The 22,625-nt window shown below is 54.1% G+C and carries 19 protein-coding genes; 10 read left to right on the top strand and 9 right to left on the bottom strand.

Features of this window, described 5'->3' with window-relative positions; translation table 11 throughout:
• The first annotated feature begins 1 nt into the window (after nucleotide 1).
• The 8 genes from dut to DS878_RS13100 all read left to right on the top strand — a co-directional run bounded on the left by dut (nucleotide 2) and on the right by DS878_RS13100 (nucleotide 13,004).
• Nucleotides 2-463 carry a dUTP diphosphatase gene (gene dut, locus DS878_RS13135; RefSeq protein ID WP_113816373.1) on the top strand — a complete coding sequence of 154 codons (462 nt, stop codon included), beginning with the start codon at nucleotides 2-4 and terminating at the stop codon, nucleotides 461-463.
• Nucleotides 464-548: 85 nt separating this feature from the next.
• Nucleotides 549-3,197, top strand: coding sequence for a phosphomannomutase/phosphoglucomutase (locus tag DS878_RS15695; protein WP_113816372.1), 2,649 nt, complete (start codon nucleotides 549-551; stop codon nucleotides 3,195-3,197).
• A 66-nt stretch (nucleotides 3,198-3,263) separates the two neighbouring features.
• Nucleotides 3,264-4,160: an acetylglutamate kinase gene (argB, locus tag DS878_RS13125; RefSeq protein WP_113816371.1), complete on the top strand. Its 897-nt coding sequence runs from the start codon at nucleotides 3,264-3,266 to the stop codon at nucleotides 4,158-4,160.
• Between the two features lie 24 nt (nucleotides 4,161-4,184).
• Nucleotides 4,185-5,438, top strand: coding sequence for an acetylornithine deacetylase (locus DS878_RS13120; protein ID WP_113816370.1), 1,254 nt, complete (start codon nucleotides 4,185-4,187; stop codon nucleotides 5,436-5,438).
• Nucleotides 5,439-5,457: 19 nt separating this feature from the next.
• Nucleotides 5,458-6,654: an acetylornithine deacetylase gene (gene argE, locus DS878_RS13115; protein WP_113816369.1), complete on the top strand. Its 1,197-nt coding sequence runs from the start codon at nucleotides 5,458-5,460 to the stop codon at nucleotides 6,652-6,654.
• 42 nt (nucleotides 6,655-6,696) lie between these two features.
• Entirely contained in the window at nucleotides 6,697-8,004 is a 1,308-nt protein-coding gene (argA, locus tag DS878_RS13110) for an amino-acid N-acetyltransferase (RefSeq protein WP_113816709.1), read from the top strand.
• 280 nt (nucleotides 8,005-8,284) lie between these two features.
• Nucleotides 8,285-12,097 carry a DUF1631 family protein gene (locus DS878_RS13105; RefSeq protein ID WP_113816368.1) on the top strand — a complete coding sequence of 1,271 codons (3,813 nt, stop codon included), beginning with the start codon at nucleotides 8,285-8,287 and terminating at the stop codon, nucleotides 12,095-12,097.
• Nucleotides 12,098-12,137: 40 nt separating this feature from the next.
• On the top strand, nucleotides 12,138-13,004 hold the full coding sequence (locus tag DS878_RS13100; protein WP_113816367.1) for a phosphoribulokinase: 867 nt from the start codon (nucleotides 12,138-12,140) through the stop codon (nucleotides 13,002-13,004).
• A 32-nt stretch (nucleotides 13,005-13,036) separates the two neighbouring features.
• On the opposite strand, the gene speD is transcribed toward DS878_RS13100, so the two are convergent.
• Entirely contained in the window at nucleotides 13,037-13,831 is a 795-nt protein-coding gene (gene speD / locus DS878_RS13095; protein WP_113816366.1) for an adenosylmethionine decarboxylase, read from the bottom strand.
• A gap of 168 nt (nucleotides 13,832-13,999) precedes the next feature.
• Nucleotides 14,000-14,422 carry an OsmC family protein gene (locus tag DS878_RS13090; RefSeq protein ID WP_113816365.1) on the bottom strand — a complete coding sequence of 141 codons (423 nt, stop codon included), beginning with the start codon at nucleotides 14,420-14,422 and terminating at the stop codon, nucleotides 14,000-14,002.
• A gap of 264 nt (nucleotides 14,423-14,686) precedes the next feature.
• On the opposite strand from DS878_RS13090, the gene crp reads away from it, so the two are divergent.
• Nucleotides 14,687-15,328, top strand: coding sequence for a cAMP-activated global transcriptional regulator CRP (crp, locus tag DS878_RS13085; RefSeq protein ID WP_096783948.1), 642 nt, complete (start codon nucleotides 14,687-14,689; stop codon nucleotides 15,326-15,328).
• Nucleotides 15,329-15,360: 32 nt separating this feature from the next.
• Here crp and modC read toward each other — a convergent pair whose 3' ends face one another.
• From modC to DS878_RS13060, 5 genes are all read right to left on the bottom strand, one after another.
• Nucleotides 15,361-16,440 (bottom strand): molybdenum ABC transporter ATP-binding protein, encoded by a 1,080-nt coding sequence (modC, locus tag DS878_RS13080; RefSeq protein WP_113816364.1) that lies wholly within the window; start codon nucleotides 16,438-16,440, stop codon nucleotides 15,361-15,363.
• Complete coding sequence (gene modB, locus DS878_RS13075) at nucleotides 16,440-17,117, bottom strand: molybdate ABC transporter permease subunit (protein WP_113816363.1); 678 nt, start codon at nucleotides 17,115-17,117, stop codon at nucleotides 16,440-16,442. Before modB ends, modC begins: the two co-directional genes overlap by 1 nt.
• Before the next feature lie 19 nt (nucleotides 17,118-17,136).
• Nucleotides 17,137-17,916 carry a molybdate ABC transporter substrate-binding protein gene (gene modA / locus DS878_RS13070; RefSeq protein WP_113816362.1) on the bottom strand — a complete coding sequence of 260 codons (780 nt, stop codon included), beginning with the start codon at nucleotides 17,914-17,916 and terminating at the stop codon, nucleotides 17,137-17,139.
• 93 nt (nucleotides 17,917-18,009) lie between these two features.
• Complete coding sequence (locus DS878_RS13065) at nucleotides 18,010-18,381, bottom strand: winged helix-turn-helix domain-containing protein (RefSeq protein WP_113816361.1); 372 nt, start codon at nucleotides 18,379-18,381, stop codon at nucleotides 18,010-18,012.
• Between the two features lie 54 nt (nucleotides 18,382-18,435).
• A complete protein-coding gene (locus tag DS878_RS13060) occupies nucleotides 18,436-19,182 on the bottom strand; it encodes a glutathione S-transferase family protein (RefSeq protein WP_113816360.1) in 747 nt (248 codons plus the stop codon).
• Between the two features lie 194 nt (nucleotides 19,183-19,376).
• Between DS878_RS13060 and DS878_RS13050 the strand changes: the two genes are divergently transcribed.
• Complete coding sequence (locus tag DS878_RS13050) at nucleotides 19,377-20,333, top strand: META domain-containing protein (RefSeq protein ID WP_113816707.1); 957 nt, start codon at nucleotides 19,377-19,379, stop codon at nucleotides 20,331-20,333.
• Nucleotides 20,334-20,435: 102 nt separating this feature from the next.
• On the opposite strand, the gene DS878_RS13045 is transcribed toward DS878_RS13050, so the two are convergent.
• A complete protein-coding gene (locus DS878_RS13045) occupies nucleotides 20,436-21,494 on the bottom strand; it encodes a glycine betaine/L-proline ABC transporter ATP-binding protein (protein ID WP_113816359.1) in 1,059 nt (352 codons plus the stop codon).
• A gap of 9 nt (nucleotides 21,495-21,503) precedes the next feature.
• Nucleotides 21,504-22,544 (bottom strand): ABC transporter permease, encoded by a 1,041-nt coding sequence (locus DS878_RS13040; RefSeq protein WP_113816358.1) that lies wholly within the window; start codon nucleotides 22,542-22,544, stop codon nucleotides 21,504-21,506.
• Between the last annotated feature and the right edge of the window lie 81 nt (nucleotides 22,545-22,625).

Below are 22,625 nucleotides of genomic sequence, written 5' to 3'. Positions count from 1 at the left end.
TATGAGCAGAAAAAATTTACAGGTACGGATTCTTGATGACCGGATTGGCAATCAGATTGCTTTTCCTGAATACGCCACTGAAGGCTCTGCAGGGCTTGATCTGAGGGCTTGCCTTGATGGGCCATTAACCTTGGCGCCGGGTGATACGACTTTGATCCGGACAGGTCTTTCCATACATATTGCCGACCCATCACTGGCTGCAATGATACTGCCCAGAAGCGGGCTTGGTCATAAGCACGGCATTGTCCTTGGCAACCTGGTAGGCCTGATTGATTCCGACTATCAGGGGGAGTTGATGGTGTCATGCTGGAATCGGGGTGATACGCCTTTCACCATTGAGGTTGGTGAACGGATAGCGCAGTTGATACTGGTGCCCGTTGTCCAGGCAGATTTTGAGGTGGTTTCTGACTTTGATGCCAGCAGCCGGGGTGAAGGTGGATTTGGCTCTACTGGTACCCGATAAGCGTCACGCAGGAATGTATTGCGACGTCTATACTTTTGCGACAAGTGCTTGTCCAGGACAAAAAAAGATAATTGCAGGATGAACTATGAAACTGGGTAAGAAGAAAGCTTCCGAAGCGCCTGCTGCTGAACAGCCTGCCGCTAAATCGGGGAAAAAACAGAAAACTCGAGCATCCTCCGGTTCAAAACTGAAACATCTTGGCTCGACGGCGCTGAGCCAGGGATTGGTGGTGCTGCTGGCTGGCGTGGTGGCGGTTGTTCTGGTGCATTTTCTGGTGTTACAGCCTGCTGCAGACAACCGTTTCAATGCCTGGAAAACCGCAGAGGCCGATGCGGCATCTCAGCGTTTGAACCAGTATCTTGCGTTAATGCAGCAGAGTGTAAATGGTCTGGCAACCCAGCCTCATGTTGTTGATACGTTAATGGAGCGTATTGACCTGGGGTCTGTTGAGCAAAAGCTGGTTACGGCTATGCCAGGTGTCAAAGCTGCTTTTCTTTTTCCCTATCGCCGGATCCCGAGGACAGGGGATGGAAACGGGCTTTTGGGTTTTGCGGGGCTTGAGCTGGCCCGTCGCGCAGAAAGTGGTCTGACCCTGCACCCGGATGCCTTTCCACGGGACAACCAGTGGTATATACAGATGGCTGCACCTGTGCGCAATCCTACCAGCAAGGCCGTTGTCGGTAGTCTTCTGATGGTCTTCGATGCATCACTTTTGCAGCCACTTCTATCTGTTGTAAATACGCAGCTTGGTGGAGATATCTCGCTGGTACAGACTGTCGGCGGAGCCCCACGCACATTCGTTGGCAGGGAGTTGGGTGCCGACACGAGCGCGACGGAAGTCCGGGCACTCGTTAACCCGGACTGGACGGTCCGCTATAAACCAGGCGCTCTGCCCGAATCGTCTGTCAGCACCCTGATGGTGGCTCTCCTGGTCGGTGTTCCGGTTCTGGTGGCGGCATTATTGGTTTGGTGGCTGCTGATAAGTGCTCAAAAACGTCTGCGCCATGAAGTAACCAGTCTGACTCAATGGGCTCACAAGGCGTTTGGCGGTGAGCGCCAGAAGCTGCCTGCTTTGACATGGGATATGGTTGCCTCCGCCGGTGAGGTGCTTTATCGACTGTCCCAGGTGGTAGAGAAGCGTGTCATCAAGGCGGCGGAAAATGCCCGGCCGAAGGCCGTGAAGACAGCTGCAACGGTTGAGGCTGTTGATGCTGAGCCCCTGTTTCAGGACAAGGAGTTGCCGGATATCGATATGCTGGATGGCGACGAGGATGTTCTGGGCTTTGGTAGCGGAAGTAGTGACAGCTCTTTTTTCAGCGGCGGTGAAATGCCGGGCGTTGAAGAGATAGATGACGTTGCCCTGGAGGTGTCCCCCGATATTTTCCGTGCCTACGATATCAGGGGTATTGTCGGTGAGACTTTGTCGCCGTCCATTGTAGAACGTATTGGCGTAGCTATAGGTTCAGAAGCAATCAGCCGTGGGTTGGCATCGCTGTGCATTGGCTACGACGGTCGTCATTCAAGCCCCGAGTTGGCAGACGCGCTGGCCAGAGGTGTCATGGCTGCAGGCTGTAACATTATCCATGTGGGTGCTGTGCCAACGCCGGTACTCTACTTTGCGACCCATTATCTCGAAAACGGGTCGGGTGTTATGGTGACTGGCAGCCACAATCCGGCTAACTATAACGGGCTCAAGATCATGTTGGGTGGCGAAACACTCTCCGGTGAGTCCATTCAGGCGCTCTACCGGAGAGTTATAACGGGAGATCTTGCTGCTGGCCGGGGTACTCAGTCCACTGAGGATGTTCGCAGGGCATATCTGGACCGTATTCTGGGTGATATCGCAGTCGCAGCTCCGCTCAAGGTTGTAGTGGATGCAGGTAACGGTATTGCGGGCGAGTTGGGCCCTATGCTGATCGAAGAGCTGGGATGCGAGGTGATTCCACTCTACTGCGATGTTGACGGGGACTTCCCGAACCATCACCCCGATCCCGGAAAGCCTGCTAACCTTGCTGACCTGATCACCAAGGTTAAAGACGAAGGTGCGGACCTGGGTGTGGCGTTTGATGGTGACGGTGACCGCCTGGGCCTGGTAACCAACACTGGCAGGATTATCTGGCCGGACCGCCTTCTGATGCTCTTTGCCCGTGATGTGGTTTCACGGAATCCCGGGGCCGATGTGCTTTATGATGTGAAGTGCAGTCGCAGACTTGCCGGTGTTATTTCTGAAGCTGGCGGGCGACCCATCATGTGGAAAACCGGTCATTCGTTCATGAAGGCAAAAATGAAAGAAACCGGGGCTTTGCTGGCGGGCGAGATGAGTGGTCATATTTTCTTCGCAGAACGCTGGTACGGGTTTGATGATGGGCTCTATGCGGCAGCGAGACTTCTTGAAATACTGGGTATTGAAGACCGGCATAGTGATGAAGTGTTTGAAGATTTTCCGGAAGATATCAGCACACCGGAACTTAACGTTGAGGTGACGGAGTCCAGCAAGTTCGCCATTATGGATCGATTGGCCAGCGAGGGTGAATTTGGAGACGGCAATGTCAGCACTATCGATGGTATTCGTGTGGATTACGCCGACGGCTGGGGTTTATGCCGCGCTTCCAATACCACGCCGGTTCTGGTTTTGCGCTTTGAGGCGGAAACGCAGGACGCGCTGGAACGGATAAAAGGTGTTTTCCGGGCCCAGTTGCAGAAGGCCGCGCCGGATCTCGTGGCTACCTTCTGATATCAGCCGGGTATGCGGGTGCGGGTTCCTGATTTTTAATACTGATTTTACTAAGGCAACAACAAGATGACGCTGGATCGTGAAACAGCAATGCAGGTGGCTACAGTACTGAGCCGTGGATTACCCTATATTCAGAGATTTACCGGGAAAACAGTCGTTATCAAGTATGGCGGCAATGCCATGGAAAACGAGGAGCTGAAGCGCAGCTTTGCCCGTGATGTCGTGCTTATGAAACTGGTGGGCATTAATCCCATCGTTGTCCATGGTGGCGGCCCTCAGATTGGCGAGCTGCTGGCACGTCTCAATATCCAGTCCCGCTTTGTGAATGGCATGCGTGTTACCGATGCGGAAACTATGGATGTAGTGGAAATGGTGCTGGGCGGGCAGGTAAACAAGGAAATTGTTTCTCTGATCAATGCCCAGGGGGGCACAGCGATTGGTTTGACCGGAAAGGATGCCAACCTCATTCGTGCCCGGAAGCTCGAAGTGATGGACCGGTCACCGGAGCTGGAACGCCCCGAGATTATTGATATAGGGCGTGTTGGCGAGGTGGCCAGTATCAATGTTGATGTGATCGATATGTTCACCCGGAGCAATGTGATCCCCGTTATTGCACCTATCGGTGTGGGACCCGATGGTGCCTCCTACAATATCAATGCAGATCTGGTTGCAGGCAAGGTGGCTGAGGCCATGAAAGCCGAAAAATTAATGCTGCTGACTAACGTCTCTGGCCTGAAGAGCAAGGAAGACAAGGTGCTCACCGGGCTGACAGCTCAGCAGGTGAACGATCTGATTGAAGACGGAACCATTCACGGAGGCATGCTGCCGAAAATTCGTTGTGCACTGAGTGCAGTCGAAAATGGTGTTCGTACTTCTCATATCATTGATGGCCGTGTGGCTAACGCATGCCTCTTGGAAATCTTCACGGATGAGGGTGTCGGCACCCTGATTTCCCGCAACTGACAGCACTGTCTGAGGACTTTCCGGATGAAACGTCTGCTAACAATATTGATTTTGGCCGCTTTGCTTGGTTTTGCTGCCTTTAAGGCCGGAGTGTGGTGGCTGACTGACCAGCGTATGTCAGAAGCTCGTCAGGCGCTTGGAGGGAATGGAGTCCTGGAGCGTGGAGAAATAGGTTCCGGGGTCGAAGGGCGCCTGGTGCTGTCAGGCGCATCCTGGCAGGATTTCGAACTGACCCAGCCATTATTTATCAAACGGGCGGAGTTTGATGCCGGCTCTCCTGTCGCTTTGCTCAGGGCTCTGGTGGATCCTTCTGACCTGCCTCCCAGCTGGTCGCTGCAGGCCGAAGGGCTGGAATTGGTACTTGAGGCTACCATGTTCCGTAACTGGGTTACTGCAGATGGCACCGGTGGAAGTGAAGCAGCATCCTTGTTTGATCTCCCCTGTGCTCCGGATCCGAGGCAGAGGTTAGGCAGTGGTGATCTGTTACGCATGGGCATTACACGTTTGACCGGCGAACTCATTGTGCACCAGTCCCCCTATCGCCTTCATGTTGAACTGAATTCTGCGAACACTGGCAGTCTGGAACTTAGCTGGCCGGACGCCCGTGTAAACCTGGCATCTCCCGGGACTGCGCTGATCAGCTCGGATCAGCCCCTCGAAGTGACGTTCAGAGACGGCGGGCTTATGCGTCGGGTTGCCGCCTACTGCGCCCGGGAAGCAGGTGTGGAGCCTGTGCAGTGGGCCGGACGGGCGCTGAGTACCTTCGAAGCCGGACTGCAGTCGAGAGGCTGGCATGCAAGTGAACAGTTGCAGGCCTTGTATCGGCAATGGTTGCTTGAGGGAGGGGAGATTAAGGTGACTGTGCAGCCGGGTTCCGACACCTTGGGCATACCTGTGCGCTCAGGTGATGAGCCAGCTGATGGTACCGTGGCCTGGGCACTGGAATACAATGGCGCGATGGTACCTGATATTTTTCTTCGCAAAGCCGAACCGGTTGTAGCGGAGATTCCTGAAGAAACTCCTGCGTTGCTGGTGCCGCAGGAGAACCCGGAGGTTGTCAGCTGGCATACCGAAGATATTGAGCAGGCGGCTCAGTGGATCGGGCGTAAGGTTCGTGTGTCGCTCACCAATAGCAATGTTGTGGATGGCCGATTGGCGAGTGTTACTGAAAAGAAAATGGAAATTGCCCGTGAAGTTGCGGGAGGGGAGGTCGCTTACCCGATAGCTGTCCGTGCGATCACGGAGTTTGAGGTCTGGCGACGCGGCCAGACCCGGTAGCATTCAAGCCGGAGGCACCATGCATCAGTCCCGTGGAGACACTGGCAGCCGTAAAAGCATCAGCAGCGCCGAAACAGTCCCGAGTGTAAGGGAAATGTTGGAACGGCTTGTTGCATTGCCATCTATAAGCAGCGCATCGGCTGAGTGGGATCAGAGTAATGAAGCGGTGGTGCGAACGCTCGGGGAGTGGCTGGAAGCCCTGGGTTTTTCGGTAGAGATCCTTGCAGTTCCGGGCATGACCGGCAAGTTCAACCTGATTGCTACTCTGGGTCGTGGTTCAGGTGGTCTTGTACTTTCCGGCCACACAGATACCGTGCCTTTTGATGACAAGCGCTGGCAAAGCGACCCTTTTACCCTGACCGAGCGGGACAACCGCTGGTACGGGCTGGGCACCTGCGACATGAAAGGTTTTTTTCCTCTGGCGATTGAAGCGGCCAGGGCATATACAGCCGCTGATCTGAAGCAGCCCCTGATTATCCTGGCAACAGCGGATGAAGAAAGTTCCATGAATGGTGCCCGGGCTCTGGCCGAAGCAGGCAAGCCGGAAGCCCGCTACGCGGTCATTGGCGAGCCTACGAGCCTCAGGCCTGTGCGCATGCACAAGGGCATCATGATGGAGCGGTTGACGTTTGAGGGGCGGTCTGGTCACTCTTCCGACCCCGGGTTGGGGCGCAACGCCCTGGAGGGCATGCATGAGGCCCTTGGCGAGTTGCTTGCCCTGCGCGAAGGCTGGCAGAAGCAATACCGTAATCCGAATTTTGACGTGCAGGTTCCCACACTTAATCCTGGGTGCATCCACGGGGGTGACAGCTTCAATCGTATCTGTGCCCGGTGTGAGCTGCATTTTGATCTGCGCCCGTTGCCGGGAATGAATATGGAGAGTCTGCGTCAGGCTATTCTGCACAGAATTCAGCCTGTGGCTGAGCGACGCGAATTAACCATGGAATTCGAACCGCTGTTCGATAGTGTTCCGCCTTTTGAAACACCGTCAGATGCGGCACTGGTAAAGGTCTGTGAGCAGCTTACAGGTCACACAGCCCGGTCAGTTGCCTTTGCCACCGAGGCTCCCTGGTTGCAGAAGCTTGGTATGGAAACACTGGTAATGGGGCCGGGCTCCATTGATCAGGCACATCAGCCTGATGAGTTTCTGGAGCTGTCACAACTGGAACCCACGGTGAAAATTCTCAGGGGCCTTATCCGGCAGTTTTGTCTATAGGTCACCGGGTACATGCAAGAAACAGGGATTGGAGAGGAATACTTGAAATCAAACGGCTGGCTGCATTCATTTCGCCATTCATCACCCTATATCAATGCTCATCGTGGTCGCACGGTTGTATTGAATATTCCGGGTGACGCGATTGAGCACGAAAACTTTATCAACATCATCCACGACATAGCACTGTTGAGCAGTCTCGGTGTGCGCCTGGTTGTTGCCTTTGGTGCGCGTCCGCAAATTCAGAAGCGCCTGGATGATGCTGGTCTGAAGTCGTCGTTTTCCCGCAGTCTGCGCATTACCCCGGACAATCACTTGCCGCTGGTTATGGAAGCAACCGGGGGATTACGGGCATACCTTGAAAGCCGGCTGTCCATGGGGCTGGTCAATTCACCCATGCACAATGCCCGTATCCGGGTGAGCAGTGGCAACTATGTGACGGCCAGGCCAGTTGGCGTACTGGACGGAATCGATTTCGGCTACACCGGAAAGGTGCGTCGCGTGGATGTCGCGGGTATCGAAAAGCTTCTGGAGCAAGGACATATTGTTTTGTTGCCCCCCATGGGTTATTCGCCTACCGGTGATACTTTCAATCTGTCGTACGAAGATGTTGGAAGCCAGGTAGCGGCTGCTTTGCGTGCGGAAAAACTCATTGTGTTTATTGATGACAGGGGTTTGCTTGAGCAGGATGGATCCCTGATCCGTGAGCTTTCAGCAAGGCAGGCGCCGGAGCGCTTGGCTGATGGAACCATAACAGGGCATGACGCAGATCTTCTCCGGGCTGCCAGTGATGCCTGCGTGAAAGGTGTCAAAAGGGCGCATATTATCAGTTACGTGAACGATGGTGCGCTGTTGGAAGAACTGTTCACCCGGGACGGTACGGGTACCCTGGTCAGCGGTGATCATTATGAGCAGATCCGCCTGGCGCGCGCTGAGGACATCGGTGGTATTTTGGGGTTGATAGAGCCTCTGGAAGAACAGGGTATTCTGGTGCGCCGGTCGCGGGAAATGCTGGAGACTGATATTGAGCATTTCGTCGTCGCTGAGCGTGATGGCACTATTGTTGGTTGTGCTGCTCTGCATAATTATCCGGATGAGGGGGCGGGTGAGCTCTCTTGCTTTGCGGTGGACCCTGCGTATCGCCGTGCCGGTCGCGGCGACGAAATTCTGTTGATGGTCGAAAAGCATGCCCGAAGCCAGGGGATTCATAAGCTGTTCGTGCTTACTACACAAACAGAGCACTGGTTTCGTGAACGGGGGTTTCAACCGAGTACGGTTCAGGCTTTGCCCGGGCCAAAGCTCGCTTCCTACAACACCCAGCGCAATTCAAAAGTGTTTTTCAAGCAGCTGTGACAGATTGCGCCGGCTCGCTGGCGCAATCTGTCATGCAGAAACGTTATCAGTAGCAAAACCGGATAGATCTGGCTAAGCTGTTTTACGGGTCGTGATGGTAAGATTGTGCAGTTTGTGTGCCCGCAACTGGCCACTATAGTACACTTATAGTTGCGATTATAAGGATCGCAGTTTTTTATATAACAAGTTGTGGCCTTGGCCACTATTTTTTTCAGAGACGTTAGCCGACAGCGGGTGGGATATCCGGCTCTTTCCGGCTTTGCTCAACATCAGGTAGTTCATGGATCCGAGAGAACGTCGCAGCAGCCCTCGCAAACCCATCAAACTCGCTGCCCAGATTGTTTTGGGTACTGGCGATACCTGGCCGTGTCAGGTTGCGGATTTTTGCCCTGAGGGCCTGTTTGTCCGCTATTCCGGCGAAACATCCCGTAAGCTTGACCAGGCTTTTGCTTCTGGTATGCCAGCTGAGCTGATTGTGCGCTTTCGGGAGCCCGATGGTACGCGCCGGCATGAGCTTCACGTTTGTGTTGTCCGGCGTATTGACGGTGCTATGGGGGTCAACTTTACACGTACCAACCCGGCAGCGGTTGCGGCGATGCTGAAACTGTGCGGCGGGTCTCACAGCCAGGACCGTGCGTCACTGCGTGCCCCGAGTGAACGGGTTCAGTTTGTTCTGCATCAGTCTGCGCGAGCGATTATCCAGCACATCGAACCGCTTATGGATGCATGTTTCGTGCAAATGGCGGCTGCCCTGAAAGATGCTGCCCACAAAGCGAAGAATGACCAGCAAGCGAATGAGCTAATGGATTTCTCGGGTCAGGTTCAGGCCCGGCAGCGCGTAATATGGCACCAGATAGCCCGCAACCTTGAATCCCCCCTCAAACCGTCCCCCAAAGGTTTCCCTGGCTCCGAGCTCTCTGTGGTGGACAAGGGTGAGTTTGAAGACTGGCTGACAATCCGGGTCATGGTTACTAAGGCCGATACCCAATATCGTAAAGATCTGCTGCAGCTCAAGCTACGTCTCGACAAGCTCGGTATTGCCAATGCAACCGGGCATCATAATCCGCTTGGTCCATCACTTGTATGTGAGTCGTTTCATGCAGGGCTGAATCAGCTCAAGGCCCCCAGAGAAGTTGAAAAGATTTGCCTGAAAGTATTTGAGCAGTCTGTTCTGCTCCATCTGGAGCCTCTATACAAAGAATTGAACAATATCCTGATTCGGCATGGCGTGTTGCCAGAGCTGGATCTCAGTAAATATCTCAGTGAGCACACCTCTGGAAGTACGCAGAAAAAAACTGCACCGGCTGAACAGCCAGTCGCTAAAGAACATAGTGAACCGGCTCCTGATGTGTCGAAGCAGGCAACGACTGAACCATCGCAAAGTGGTCTTGCAGGCTCTGATGCCAACACGTCGACTCCAGCGCCTGCAGGCCGTGAGTCAGAGCCTGGGAAAACACGCCTGGGGAGTGAATTCCGTAGCTATGCCCAGGCCGCGCAGACAGCGTTCGCAACTGTACGAAACCTGCTTGGAACTCTTGCTGCCAGCCGGGCGACACGCGGTGAAGCTGAGCCGACCCCCTTTCCTGCCAATGCAGAACCTATGTCTCCGGGCGAGTTGCAGCGCGAGCTTCAGCAGTTGCAAACCGAACCTGTTGCCAGTGCCAGTAATGTGGTCCCGCTGCGGGAGCGAGTGGTTGATAAAGTCCGCGAGATTGGTACAAAAAAACTGGATGATGAACAACAGGGCACGCTTGATGTTGTCGACCGCTTCTTCAACTCGGTTACAGAAAGCCCGAAACTGAGCGGATACGCTCAGCGGCGGATGCGCCAGCTTGAGGTGCCGGTTCTGAAAGTTGTTATGCGCGACCCCGCCTTTTTTGATGACAAGAACAGTCCTGTCAGGGGGGTTATGGACCGGTTGGCTCAACTTGGCATTAAGGGTGGCCGCCTTAACCCTGTAGTTCAGCGCAGGGTTGATGAGCTTATTCAGCGTATTACTACGGAGTTTGAGCAGGATGTGGGGGTTTTTGAACAGACCGTTCAGGAACTCGATAGTCTGATTGATCGCCAGAACCTGGTATACCGCCGCAACGTTGAAAGGGTAACCGCTGCTGCGGAAGGCGCCCAGAAAGTTTCAGAGTCCAAGACCGCAGTTGCAAATGTCCTGAACCGGAAACTGGCAGGGCGAAAAATCCCCAAAGCGGTGCTCAGCCTGCTTGATGGTGGCTGGCGGGATTTATTGTCACTGACCTGGATTCGCCAGGGACCGGATAGCCAGGCCTGGCAGGATTATCTATCGGTCGTTGATTCGTTGCTGGTGTTTGCTGAGGATCGCAACAGTGCTGTGAATCTGCCAGAGTTGCTGCGGGTTATCCAGGATGGTCTGGCGTCTATTTCCAGCAACCATATGCCGTCTGCCCAGATACGGGATGAGTTGAAACAGTTTCTGGTGCGCAGTCCGGATAAGGCGCCGGAAATGGTAGAGGTGCCACCGGCATCGCCGGAGAAGGATATCAAGCAGTCGCTGTCAGAACGTGAACAGCGCAGCCTTCAGCGTTGGGTGAACCGGGCCCAGAAACTTCGCACAGGTGACTGGCTGCGGGATCAGGAGAAGCCAGATGAGCCGCAGTACATTCGTCTTGTCTGGGTGGCTCGGGGGTTCAGCCGGTTTGTTTTTGTCAATCACCAGGGCATGCGGGTTGTGGAGCTTGAGCTCGAAGATCTGGCGCGTCACATGCGTAAAGGCATAATTGTGCCTGATAGCCAGTACGAGCGGCCATTGGTGGATGAAAGCATCGATCGTATGGTGCGTAAGGTCTATGACCAGTTGTCATGGGCTTCTACCCATGACGAACTGACTGGTCTCCTGGGTCGCCGCGAGTTCGAGCGTATGCTCGATCAACAACTGGCACGGCGCGAAGATGAGCGTTCTCTGCTGCGGCTGGATTTACGCAATTTCCGTATTTTGAACGATACGGCGGGCTATCAGGCGGGAGACGATACCCTGAAACGAGTCGCTGACATGCTTGCGCAGCATGTGGGAGATGGAATGCCGCTGGCCCGGCTTGCAGGAAATGAATTTGGCATGTTGGTGCCATCTGAAAACGCAGAGGATGCGGCCGGAGATCTGATAGCGGCTATAGAGAGCACAGAGTACGTCCACGGCAGTAGTAGCTATAGTTTGTCCGCCAATGTAGGCCTTGTGCCGGGGTTACCAGGTCTGGTCAGTGCTGAGCGCTGGCTGAGAGCATCTGAGCAGGCTCTGGTTGCTTCCAGGAAGAAAGGGCATGGACAAATTTCTGAATACGTCCTGGGTGCGGATGACCAGGCTCGTCAGGATCAGATCGCCGCGAAGGTTGCCAGCCTTGGTGATCTGGACGAAGAGCGGATGCTATTGCGCTGTCAGAAAATTATTCCTCTGCACAGCCGCGCTAACATGGCAGCCCAGTACGAAGTGCTGATCAGCATGTACGATGATACGGGTACGCTGATCAGTGGCCGTGATTTCGTGCGTATGGCTGAGCGCTATGATCGTATGCAGGCGGTTGATCGCTGGGTTGTTGGTCATATGCTTGACTGGTTGCGGGTACGGGCTCCGGACCCTCGCCACCTGGGTGGAGTGTGCATTAACCTGTCTGGTTACTCATTGAATGAGCAGTCATTGCTTGAATATATTTATGAAAAGCTGAGCGAGAAGGACGCCCCGATCGAACGCCTGTGGTTTGAAGTGACCGAAGCCTCGGCGATTCATGATTTGGAGGCAGTCGCTGACTTTATGACCGAGATGAAAGAGCTGGGATGCAGGTTCTGTCTGGGAAATTTCGGCAGCGGCCCAAGTTCGTTCGAGTTCATGCGCTCACTTCCGGTTGATCTGATCAAGATAGACAATGCTTTCACCGGTCAGCTCAATACCAGTGAAACCGATCGGGCGATGGTGCAATCCATGGTGGATATGGCGCACTACATGGGTCGGGAAGTGATCGCAGGTCAGGTTGAATCACGCGATGTGCTGAGTACGTTGAGACAGTTGGGTGTGGACTATGCCCAGGGTTTTGTGATCGAAAAACCCCGCTCGCTCGACAGCCTTAACTGACTTTTCCCGACTTTCTTCCAACCTCTGGTGCATTTTAGCCATGTCAAAACGTCACCCGATTATTGCGGTTACCGGTTCGTCCGGTGCAGGCACCAGCACCACAGGCCATATATTCCGGCGTATGTTTGCAGGTGAAGGGCTGACTGCAGCTATGATCAGTGGTGACAGCTTTCACCGCTATAATCGGGAGCAGATGGCGCGACTGGCAGCAAAAGGCCAGTTTGGTGAGCGCAACCATTTTGCCCTGGCGGCTAATCATATTGATAAGCTGGAAGCGCTGTTCTACGACTACAGCCATACCGGCAACGGGCGTTACCGCCAGTACGTTCACGATGAAGACCGGGCCCTGCAGGCTGAAGGCCATAAACCGGGTACGTTCACGGCCTGGGGATCGCTGCCGCCAGACACTGATTTATTGTTCTATGAGGGGCTGCACGGAGCTGTGGTGAGTGAGGCGTTTAATATCGCCCAGTATGTGGATTTGCTCATTGGTGTGGTACCTATTGTGAATCTGGAATGGATTCAGAAAATACACCGGGATACCCATCAGCGTGGCTACAGTGAGGAGGCGGTAGTCGCAACAATCATCAACCGGATGGACGATTACGTTCACGATATAGTTCCGCAGTTTTCGCACACTCACATTAACTTCCAGCGCATTCCCCTGGTGGATACTTCCAACCCGTTTGTTGTCCGGGATGTTCCATCTGAAGATGAAAGCATGCTGGTGATCCGTTTTCGGGATGCGGCGGAGGTGGATTTCTCTTATCTCCTGCAGGCTATACAGAACAGTACGCTTTCCCGCCATGACACACTGGTTATTCCGGGCACAAAAATGGCGCTGGCCATGGATCTCATTGTAAGACCCATGGTGCAGCGCCTGATTGCAAGAAAATCCTTCGCCTGAATCTGGTCTGACTCAGAAGGGTCCCGCCAGGGCTAAGCCACGTTGCGGGAGTAGAAGATCTCCAGCATTTCCCGGCGCAGGCGATCTTCTATGGATTGTGCCACCTGCGGATCCAGCTCATCGGCATTTACTCCGAAGACATAGTTATTCAGGTTAAAGTCTTTGAGCATCATTTTGGTGTGGAAAAGATTTTCCTGGTAAACGTTCACATCAATCATCTGATAGGCGTTCTGCGTATCTTCGGTCAGGTAGTTCTGAATCGAGTTGATGTCGTGATCAATGTAGTGCTTGGTTCCGTCCACATCACGGGTAAATCCGCGCACACGGTAGTCAACGGTAACCACATCGGAATCGAAGCTGTGGATCAGGTAGTTCAGAACCTTCAGGGGCGAGATCAGACCGCAGGTTGAAACATCTATATCCGCCCGGAAGGTGCTGATGCCTTCGTGAGGATGGCTCTCGGGATAGGTGTGCACGGTAACGTGGCTTTTGTCCAGATGGGCTACGATGGTATCTGGAAATGGCCCCGGAGACTCTTCATTGTCGGGCTCTTCGTCGCCGCTCAGTTCATGCTCGGCTATCAGCATGGTCACGGATGCGCCATGGGGCTCATAGTCCTGACGGGCAATGTTGAGAACATTGGCACCTATGATCTTGACCACGTCGGTCAGGATCTGGGTCAGACGTTCTGCATTGTACATCTCGTCAATGTAATCAATATAGGCTTCGCGTTGTTCTTCGGACTGCGCGTAACAGATGTCGTAGATGTTGAAGCTCAGAGATTTGGTCAGGTTGTTGAAACCGTGCAACTGGAGTTTTGGTTCCATGCTCAGCCCCTCCGGAAAATGGAGATGAATGACAGCAGAGCACTCAGTGCGCTCTGCGTAGGCCGCCGCCGGCTACTGACCAGGTTGTTCACCTTTTGCGCAGACCGGCGGAGAAAGGGCGGTATTATGCACTCCCCATAGGGTATTGAATAGTGCTGTGAGTACCACTTATTCCGCGCTGCGTGTCTCGTAGCTATGGGTGATTTTCACTCCAGCCTGCTCAAGCATGATTGAGGCGGAGCAATACTTCTCTGCTGAAAGGCTTACGGCCCGCTTTACCTGATTTTCCTTGAGGTTATGGCCGGTCACCACGAAATGAAGATGAATCTTTGTAAACACCGAAGGTATGGCATCCGCCCGCTCAGCCTCCAGTTCGGCATGGCAGGCTGTAACATCCTGGCGGCTCTTTTTCAGAATGCTCATTACATCAAATGATGAGCAGCCCCCAAGGCCCATCAGCAGCATCTCCATGGGCCGGGGCCCCAGGTTTTCGCCGCCATGATCGGGGGGGCCGTCCAGTTGCACAGAGTGACCGGTGCCACTGGTAGCCCGGAAGCTGGCGTTGCCTGTCCAGTCGACGGTTGCTTTCATGAAGAGTGTTCTCCTGTTAAACAGGGGCCGGCATTTGCAGGCCCCGAGATAAACGGTTGGAACGGGATGCTAGCATAACCTGTGTATACTGACAGTTGACTGTATTCGTTCCGGATACATCTTGTATCCTGTTTCCAGTTGCCCGAAGCATACCTTCTTGCTATAAGTTGCTCTGATTTTTACTAAAAAATGAACCCGCAGGGAAAGCTGGGTGAATAACAAACATCGGAATCCGCTAGTATTTGAGGAGGCACGACTCGCATTATGGCCACTATCGTCAAGCCGGTTGAGCAGAAGACCAAACATCTCGACTATTTTCTTTCACAATGTCATCGTCGCCGATATCCGGCCAAGAGCACGATTATTTACGCAGGTGACAAAAGCGACTCTCTCTTTTACATCGTAAAGGGTTCTGTCACCGTCATTATTGAGGACGATGATGGTCGCGAGATGATCATGGCCTATCTCAATGCCGGGGATTTTTTCGGCGAGATGGGGTTGTTCGACAACATGGATTCCCGCAGCGCCTGGGTAAAAGCCAAAACCGAATGTGAGGTTGCCGAGATAAGCTACCCCAAATTCCGGGAAATTGCTCAGCAGGATCTCGGGGTGCTCTACTTTATTGGCGAACAGATGGCCTCCCGGTTGCGTCAGACAACACGTAAAGTTGGCGACCTGGCATTTCTCGACGTTACCGGGCGAGTTGCACGTACCTTGCTGGATCTGTGTAAGGAGCCGGATGCCATGACCCATCCGGATGGCATGCAGATAAAGATTACGCGTCAGGAAATCGGCCGGATAGTTGGCTGCTCTCGTGAGATGGTGGGCCGGGTTCTGAAAACCCTTGAAGATCAGGGTCTTGTAAGAGTGAAAGGCAAAACCATGGTGGTTTTCGGCACCCGCTGACACATTGTGGGGTTTCTGGCCCGGAAGCCCCGTCAGTCAACAATCGCTACAGACTTCACTTGCATCCACAGTTGTTGCCCGGGAGCAATGGCAAGGGTGTGCACGGCCCGTGTAGTAAGGCGTGAGAGAAAGGGAGTCTGACCTGCAAGCAGACGTACCATGGAGGTGCCCGGGCTGACGTCTGAAACGACTTCATCCACGGTGGCGGGCAGCAGATTCTGAATGCTCTGGTCGGTTTGTTCGCTCCTGGCCAGGCTGATATCCCTTGCCAGCACCTGCAAGCGTATACTTTGCCCAACGGCCAGGCCTTCGTCTGCCCGAATCCAGAGATGCCCTCCCTCGAAGTCGGCGCGGCACAGGTGCCAGCGGTCGTCACGCTCCGATATGCAGGCGTCGAGAATAACCCCCGCATCTTCCTCCAGCCCGAATGGCTGGTCTGTACGTGCCATGATCTGTTGTAACGGACCCTCCGCGACCACCTTCCCTTTGTCCATCATTACAATATGATCTGCCAGTCTGGCGACTTCTGCAGTCGAGTGGGAAACGTAAAGAATGGGAATGGCAAGTTTGTCCCGCAGGGCCTCCAGATAGGGCAGGATTTCCTGCTTGCTGGTCTGGTCAAGCGCGGACAGGGGCTCGTCCATCAGCAGCAGCCTGGGGCTGGTCAGCAAAGCACGGGCAATAGCTACTCGCTGGCGTTCGCCGCCAGAGAGCTTGTCGGGCATGCGATCAAGCAACCTGGAAAGGCCCAGCCATTGTGAGGCCTGATCGAAGGAAATCTGGCGATCACTCCGGGGGATGCGCTGATATCCGTACATCAGATTGCGCTTTACCGAAAGGTGAGGGAACAGGCTGGTTTCCTGAAACACGTAGGCGAGAGGTCGCTGATGAACCGGGCGGCTAACCGACTTGTTCTGCCACTCATCACCGTTGACACACATGGTTCCGTCAGCAGACTGCAGGCCGGCCATACAGCGCAGAAGCGTTGTTTTGCCACACCCGGAGTGTCCGAACAAGGCGGTGAGCCCGTTGCCCGGCAAATCCAGATCTACATCCAGTGTAAATGCTCCGAAGTGGCAACAAAACCGTGCCTGTATTCCAGAGTCAGCCATTATTTTACCAACCCTGGCTGTAGCCGGCCATTGAGCGAATACAACACCACTAGCACCACGAAGGAGAATGCAACCATGCCTGCTGCGAGCCAGTGGGCCTGGGCATATTCCAGGGATTCAACGTGATCATAAATGGCCACGGAAAGCACCTTGGTTTCACCAGGGATGTTGCCCCCGATCATTAGTACAACACCAAATTCACCGATTGTGTGGGCAAAAGTGAGAACGCCAGCGGTAAGAAACCCCGGCCGGGCGAGAGGCAGCACAATGGAAAAAAACCGATCCCGGGGTGAGGCCCGGAGGGTGGATGCTACTTCAAGAAGTTGTTGATTGATGGATCCGAAGGCATTTTGCAGAGGCTGAACAGTAAACGGTAGCGAGTAAATGACCGACGCAATCACCAGACCCTCAAAAGTGAATGGTAACAAGCCCAGTCCAAGCTCTTGGGTAAGTTGTCCGACCATCCCCTTGGGGCCCATCAGTACCAGCAGGTAAAACCCGAGAACAGTAGGTGGTAATACCAGAGGTAAAGCGATGATTGCTGCAACAGGCTGCCGGACCCAGTGCTTGCTGCGGGCAAGCCACCAGGCGACAGGCGTGCCCACGACGAGGAGCACCGCGGTAGTAAAGCCTGCAAGTTTCAGGGTCAGCCACACGGGCTCCCAGTATATGTCCATGGTCTTTGCCGGTTACTGCTCAGTGTTCGGTTTCATAACCAAAGCTTTCGATGATGCTTCGGGCCTTGTCACTGCGCAAGAACCTCAGCCATTGGCGAGCGGCATCATTATTCTCGCTGCGGCTCAGAAGGATAGCCTGTTGGTTGATTGGGGCATAGTAGCTTTGCGGAATCAGCCAGAGTGAACCTTCATCTTTACCCCAGCTACGAACCTGGGAGAGGGCTACAAAACCTGCCTGGGCGTTGTCAGTGGCGACAAACTGGAACGTCTGGGCAATGGAATCGCCACGTACAAGGCGAGCCTGCAAAGACTCCCAGAGGTTCATCCCGGCAAGCACTTCCCGGGCCGCCAGGCCATAAGGTGCCGTTTTCGGGTTTGCTATGGCCAGTCGGGAAAAACCATCAGACTCCAGCCAGGCTTGAGGGTCATCAAACGTTGCGGGTTCCGGGCTCCATAACACCAATTTGCCTGTTGCATAGTTGAAGCGGGTTCCTGCTACGCCCAGCCCATTCCTCTCAAGAAGCTCGGGCCGGCGACTGTCGGCGGCAAGAAACACGTCGAACGGCGCGCCGTTTTCTATTTGTGCGTAGAGCTTTCCGGTGGACCCGTAGCTTGCTACCGCTTCCAGCCCGGTGGCATCACCAAAGGCTGTAATAAGATCGCGGGTGGTGTCGGTAAAGTTGGCGGCAACTGCGATACGAACATCAGCGCCGTGGGCTATACCACTGAATGTCAGTAGCAGGCAGAGCCCCGTGCACAGTCTCGCCAGTTCGTGGGCACACTTTTTAAGCCGTAACATGAAATAATTTCCTTATATCTGACCGTATATAACGGCAGGAATGTTAGCGCTGCCAGCGACTGGAAACAAGCAGTAGATGTTTTGTCGATAGGTTCAGGTTTCAGGCGTATCGTTCAGCATAGCGGTCAGCTCAGCGAGTTCCGGGCACTCAGCTACGGTTTTTTCATACTGCCGGTAAAGAGAGAGTACTTTCAACCCTTCAGCAGAGAGTGTGGCACCACCGCCCTGAGAGCCTCCTGTGCTGGTCAGGACCAGGGGCTGGCGAAAACATGAATTCATGGTGTCTACCAGCAACCAGGCTCTCCTGTAACTCATTTTCAGAGCCCGGGCTGCAGCGGATATCGAGTGGTACTGCCCGATAAGCTCCAGCAGCTGAGCTTTGCCAGGACCAAGAGCTATGGTGTCTCCGGTTTTCAGTCTCAGTCTGGGAACCAGACGGGGGCGGGGCTCAGGCAAGGGGTTCATTCTGTGTATCTTCCTTTTGTCTTTCCTGGTAAGGGGCCCGGAGATTACATACGTTCAGGGCTGGCGGTAGTCTTCGTAGATCTTCCTGAGTACCTGCAGTTGCGGTTGCCACTGGTTAAGCCAGGTTCGCATTTCCTTCGGCATACGTGCCGGTTTTGGCCAGGGCACGGGGTAGGCCTCAGGTTGAAACAGCGGAGCAAAAAGTGCCGCAGCTGTGAGATCGGCCCGGGAAAAGGAATCACCCGCCAGGAACGGCTGCCGGCTATAGGTTTCTACCAGTTCCGTGAGTAGCCTCTCCATAACTACTCGTGACTGTTCGGCAGTTTTATCATTGATTTTCATCCATTTTCGCATAACTTCATCCACCCTGCTGAATGCCAGACTGAGCAGAATGCGGTTGTAGAAAGGCGTGCCTGCGGCCAGTAGTGGTACTACAACCTTTGGACGCTGGAGGAGGTGGTGATACGAATAGCAGCGAACGGCCGGGCCAGCTTCGTCGTCGAGGCGTTTTTCCCATTGTGTTGCCAGTGCTTTTGCAGCCTCATCGGTTGGTATGAGCGGTTTGCCGGGGAATTCCTGGTCGAGGTAATCGAGTATGTCAGATGAGCCCTGGATTATCTCACCATTGTGTTCCAGAACCGGTACGGAGGTTCCTGCACCATTGGTCAGCTTTTGTATGGCTTTTACGTGCTGCCCGGGAAGGAGGTTTGTGGTTTCATAATTGAGATTCCTGTAATCCAATGCCCAGCGGATTTTCTCGCAGTAGTGGGATATGGCGAACTGATAAAGCCTGATAGCCATGAAGTGCCTCCTGATTTATGGGCTTCAGCATAGCTTTGTGCCGGGTAGATAAAAAGCCGCAGGGCTGTCCGGATTCTCTGTTTTTAAAAGGGCGAGCCTCGGGAATTGGTTTTTGGGCAGGCCAGTCATTAAGATACTGGCATTTATTTACGATACAACCACAGGACGTGTCTATGTATTTGCAGCGGTTTTTGATGACATCTGTCGTCGCGGTCAGCGGGCTTTTTATTTCTGCGTGTGCCACCGGGCCAAGTGCTCCGGATGTCTCGGGCAGGTATCAGTGTGGTCAGCTTGACGTCACGGTCGCCAAGGCGGATGACGGTGACATGCTGGGCATTGATTATCGGGGTGAACGCCTGCTTCTGAAACCGAAGGTAAGTGCTTCCGGAGCGCTTTATGTAGCCCGGGACGATGATGGAACCAGCTTCTGGAGCAAGGGCGAGCGGGCAACCTTTACCGTAAAAGGAGAGGTTTATCCTGAATGCCTGCAGGCGGGCGCGTTGGAAATGCCGTTTCAGGCTGCTGGCAATGAGCCTTTCTGGCACGTTCAGGTAGACGATGGAGAACTGCTGTTCCACCGCCCGTTTGAATCCGGAGAGCCGGAGATTGTAGCCATCGATACCGTCGTTGCTAACCGCCACGGCCGCGAATTTCGTGGTGAGCTGGATGGGCAGCAGCTAACCCTAAAGGTGGCACGCCAGTTATGTGAAGATAGTATGTCTGGTTCGCAGTTCCCGGCACAGGTGCGGCTTGAAATGAATGGTGAGGTTTTTAAAGGTTGTGGTGGCGATCCTTACCGTCTGTTCCGTGGCGCAGAGTGGGTTGTGGAAGACCTGGCGGGCGCCGGCATTATTGACAGTTCCCGCATGACTATAGAGTTTCTGGGAGAGAACCGTATGGCCGGGCTGGCATCCTGCAATCGATACGGAGGCCAATACGAGATCAAGGGTGAAGGTGTGAGCTTCGGCGGTATATTTTCAACAAGAATGGCGTGTGCTCCGGCCCTGATGGCGCAGGAACACCGCTTTCTGGAACTTATGGCGAAGGTGACCTCTGCGGCAATTGGCCGCCGTGGGGAGTTGGTGCTGACAACATCCTCTGGCGAGACCATCACCGCGTTTCAGTCAACGGAAAGCAAAGCCACCCAGTAAGGAATCAATCAATTACTGAATCATCCGCAAGCTGGAGACTGCTCCGGCCTGCGGGCATGAAACCTGATCGGCGGAACCGGAGGCTGTCTGGCATTGGCCCCCTCAGTCTGTACGATTTGTCCTTGCGGTGGAAGCGTCCGTTGGAACCAGTGCCCGGGTCAGGTCTTTCATGCTGAGGCTGCCCACCATTTCACCGTTTCTGACGACTCGGAAGACCATATCCGTGTCGCCTCCGGAACGGGAGAGAACAGTTTCAAGGTTGTCTTTCTCGGAAATATCCCCGGCATAGTCCCCATCGTTATCGACGTGTTTTTTCATGATAGAACGCACGCGAAGCACCCGCGCCCGGTTTATGTCGCTGATAAAGTCAATAATGTAAGGGTCATTGGGGTTGAGCAGAATTTCCTGCGGGTCGCCCTGCTGAACCACTTCGCCATCTTTGAGAATGACCAGATGATCAGAGAGTTTGAGGGCTTCGTCCAGATCGTGAGTGATGAACACGATGGTTTTCTGGAGCTCGGCCTGAAGTTCCAGCAGCAGGTCCTGCATGTCCGAGCGGATAAGTGGATCCAGTGCTGAGAATGCCTCGTCCATCAGCATGATGGGAGAGTTGGATACCAGCGCACGGGCTATGCCAACCCGTTGTTGCATACCTCCTGAGAGCTGGTGGGGGTATTGGTTCTCGTTGCCCTCCAGACCTACCCGGGCCAGCCACTTTACCGCTTCGCTTTCAAAGTCTGCGATCGTATAACCGCGAATATTGAGTGCCATACCTGCGTTTTCGAGCACGGTTTTGTGTGGCAGCAACGCGAATTTCTGGAACACCATGGACATCTGTTCCCGCCGGAGTTGGCGCAACTGCTCTTCGTTCAGGCTCAGAACGTCGGTGCCATCAAGCCTGATTTCACCGGCGGTGGGTTCAATCAGGCGGTTCAGGTGCCGGATCAGCGTGGACTTGCCGGACCCTGAAAGCCCCATGATAACGGTGATCTCGCCATCACGGATGTCCACGTTGATATCCCTGAGCCCCAGAACATGGTTCTGCTGCTCCAGCAGGTCTGCCTTGTTCATTCCCCGCTTCACATATTCAAGTGCCACATCCGGGGTTGGTCCGAATATTTTGTAGAGGTGTTTGATAGATATCTTGATATCGTTTGCCACGTTATGTCCTCACTGCTTATGGGTGGCATTGATGCGTGCCAGAGAAGCCTTGGTTACCCGATCCAGAATAACGGCCAGGATGACTATGCCGAGGCCGGCAACCAGGCCAACACCAAGTTCCAGATTACGTATGCCACGGAGCACCAGAACACCGAGGCCAGGTGCCGATACCAGAGACGCAATAACAACCATGGCCAGGCTCATCATGATGGTCTGGTTCACGCCAGCCATGATATTCGGCAGGGCAAGAGGGATCTGGACTTTGAACAGCTTTTGTCGGGGGGTCATACCGAAGGCGTCAGCGGCTTCAATTACGTCCTTGTCCACCAGGCGTATACCCAGGTTAGTCAGGCGCACCACCGGTACGATTGCGTAGAGAATGATGGCGATACCATAGAGTTTGGACTCCGTAACGCTGAACAGAAAAATCAGCGGAATCAGATACACAAACGGCGGCAACGTCTGAAGCATATCGAGTACAGGGATTGTCATCCTCTGAAAGGTGTTGCTTCTGGACATGGCAATGCCAATAGGTACCCCGAGCAATACGCAGAGGAAGGCGCAGACGAAAATGATAGCAAGCGTCTGCATGGCGTATTCGTAGTAATCAATGAATGCCAGCAGGCAAATGCTGCTTGCAACAAGAAGAACCAGCTTCCAGGATTTGGTTACCAGAAAAACCACGGCCAGCATGACCGGAATAACGATCCACCAGGGTGTGTTGAGCATGCCATAAAGTGCCCCGTCCAGAAACCAGCTGAGCGGCTGGGTGACTGGATCGAGTACCAGACTAAGGTTGTCTTTTATGGCAAGAAAACCCTGCTCCAGACCTTTGGTGAGCTCTCGCGACTGCGGGAATGCCGCGCAGGATTCGTTAAGTGTATCCATGGATGGAAATGGGAGATCCCACAGAGACTCAGGCTCTGTGCTGTTACTTTTGCTTTGGGTTTTAGCGAGCAGATCAGCCATCGACATCGGGCCATCTGATTTACCTTCCGAACACCAGTCTTTTAACCCCAGTGTCGAAAAGAGGGAGTCGTAGGTTGCCATTTGCGTTCAGCCTCTCATGCGCATGGGTGGCCATGCGCCACAGAAATCGTTGCTATTACTACCAGGCGAGCCCGGGGCAGC

Source organism: Marinobacter sp. F3R11 (genome assembly GCF_003318275.1).
Classification (GTDB): Bacteria; Pseudomonadota; Gammaproteobacteria; order Pseudomonadales; family Oleiphilaceae; genus Marinobacter.
Note: the sequence above shows the minus strand (reverse complement) of the source record. Positions and strands in the feature narration are given on the sequence as shown.

What these genes read in the sequence shown, in the direction of transcription:
- DS878_RS13090 (WP_113816365.1), bottom strand. Translation starts at nt 14,422, where the DNA reads ATGAAAGCAACCGTCGACTGGACAGGCAACGCCAGCTTCCGGGCTACC.
- modB (WP_113816363.1), bottom strand. Translation starts at nt 17,117, where the DNA reads ATGGACATATACTGGGAGCCCGTGTGGCTGACCCTGAAACTTGCAGGC.
- speD (WP_113816366.1), bottom strand. Translation starts at nt 13,831, where the DNA reads ATGGAACCAAAACTCCAGTTGCACGGTTTCAACAACCTGACCAAATCT.
- DS878_RS13120 (WP_113816370.1), top strand. Translation starts at nt 4,185, where the DNA reads ATGAAACGTCTGCTAACAATATTGATTTTGGCCGCTTTGCTTGGTTTT.
- DS878_RS13060 (WP_113816360.1), bottom strand. Translation starts at nt 19,182, where the DNA reads ATGGCTATCAGGCTTTATCAGTTCGCCATATCCCACTACTGCGAGAAA.
- DS878_RS15695 (WP_113816372.1), top strand. Translation starts at nt 549, where the DNA reads ATGAAACTGGGTAAGAAGAAAGCTTCCGAAGCGCCTGCTGCTGAACAG.
- DS878_RS13100 (WP_113816367.1), top strand. Translation starts at nt 12,138, where the DNA reads ATGTCAAAACGTCACCCGATTATTGCGGTTACCGGTTCGTCCGGTGCA.
- crp (WP_096783948.1), top strand. Translation starts at nt 14,687, where the DNA reads ATGGCCACTATCGTCAAGCCGGTTGAGCAGAAGACCAAACATCTCGAC.
- DS878_RS13065 (WP_113816361.1), bottom strand. Translation starts at nt 18,381, where the DNA reads ATGAACCCCTTGCCTGAGCCCCGCCCCCGTCTGGTTCCCAGACTGAGA.
- DS878_RS13105 (WP_113816368.1), top strand. Translation starts at nt 8,285, where the DNA reads ATGGATCCGAGAGAACGTCGCAGCAGCCCTCGCAAACCCATCAAACTC.
- modC (WP_113816364.1), bottom strand. Translation starts at nt 16,440, where the DNA reads ATGGCTGACTCTGGAATACAGGCACGGTTTTGTTGCCACTTCGGAGCA.
- argE (WP_113816369.1), top strand. Translation starts at nt 5,458, where the DNA reads ATGCATCAGTCCCGTGGAGACACTGGCAGCCGTAAAAGCATCAGCAGC.
- dut (WP_113816373.1), top strand. Translation starts at nt 2, where the DNA reads ATGAGCAGAAAAAATTTACAGGTACGGATTCTTGATGACCGGATTGGC.
- DS878_RS13040 (WP_113816358.1), bottom strand. Translation starts at nt 22,544, where the DNA reads ATGGCAACCTACGACTCCCTCTTTTCGACACTGGGGTTAAAAGACTGG.
- DS878_RS13050 (WP_113816707.1), top strand. Translation starts at nt 19,377, where the DNA reads ATGACATCTGTCGTCGCGGTCAGCGGGCTTTTTATTTCTGCGTGTGCC.
- argB (WP_113816371.1), top strand. Translation starts at nt 3,264, where the DNA reads ATGACGCTGGATCGTGAAACAGCAATGCAGGTGGCTACAGTACTGAGC.
- modA (WP_113816362.1), bottom strand. Translation starts at nt 17,916, where the DNA reads ATGTTACGGCTTAAAAAGTGTGCCCACGAACTGGCGAGACTGTGCACG.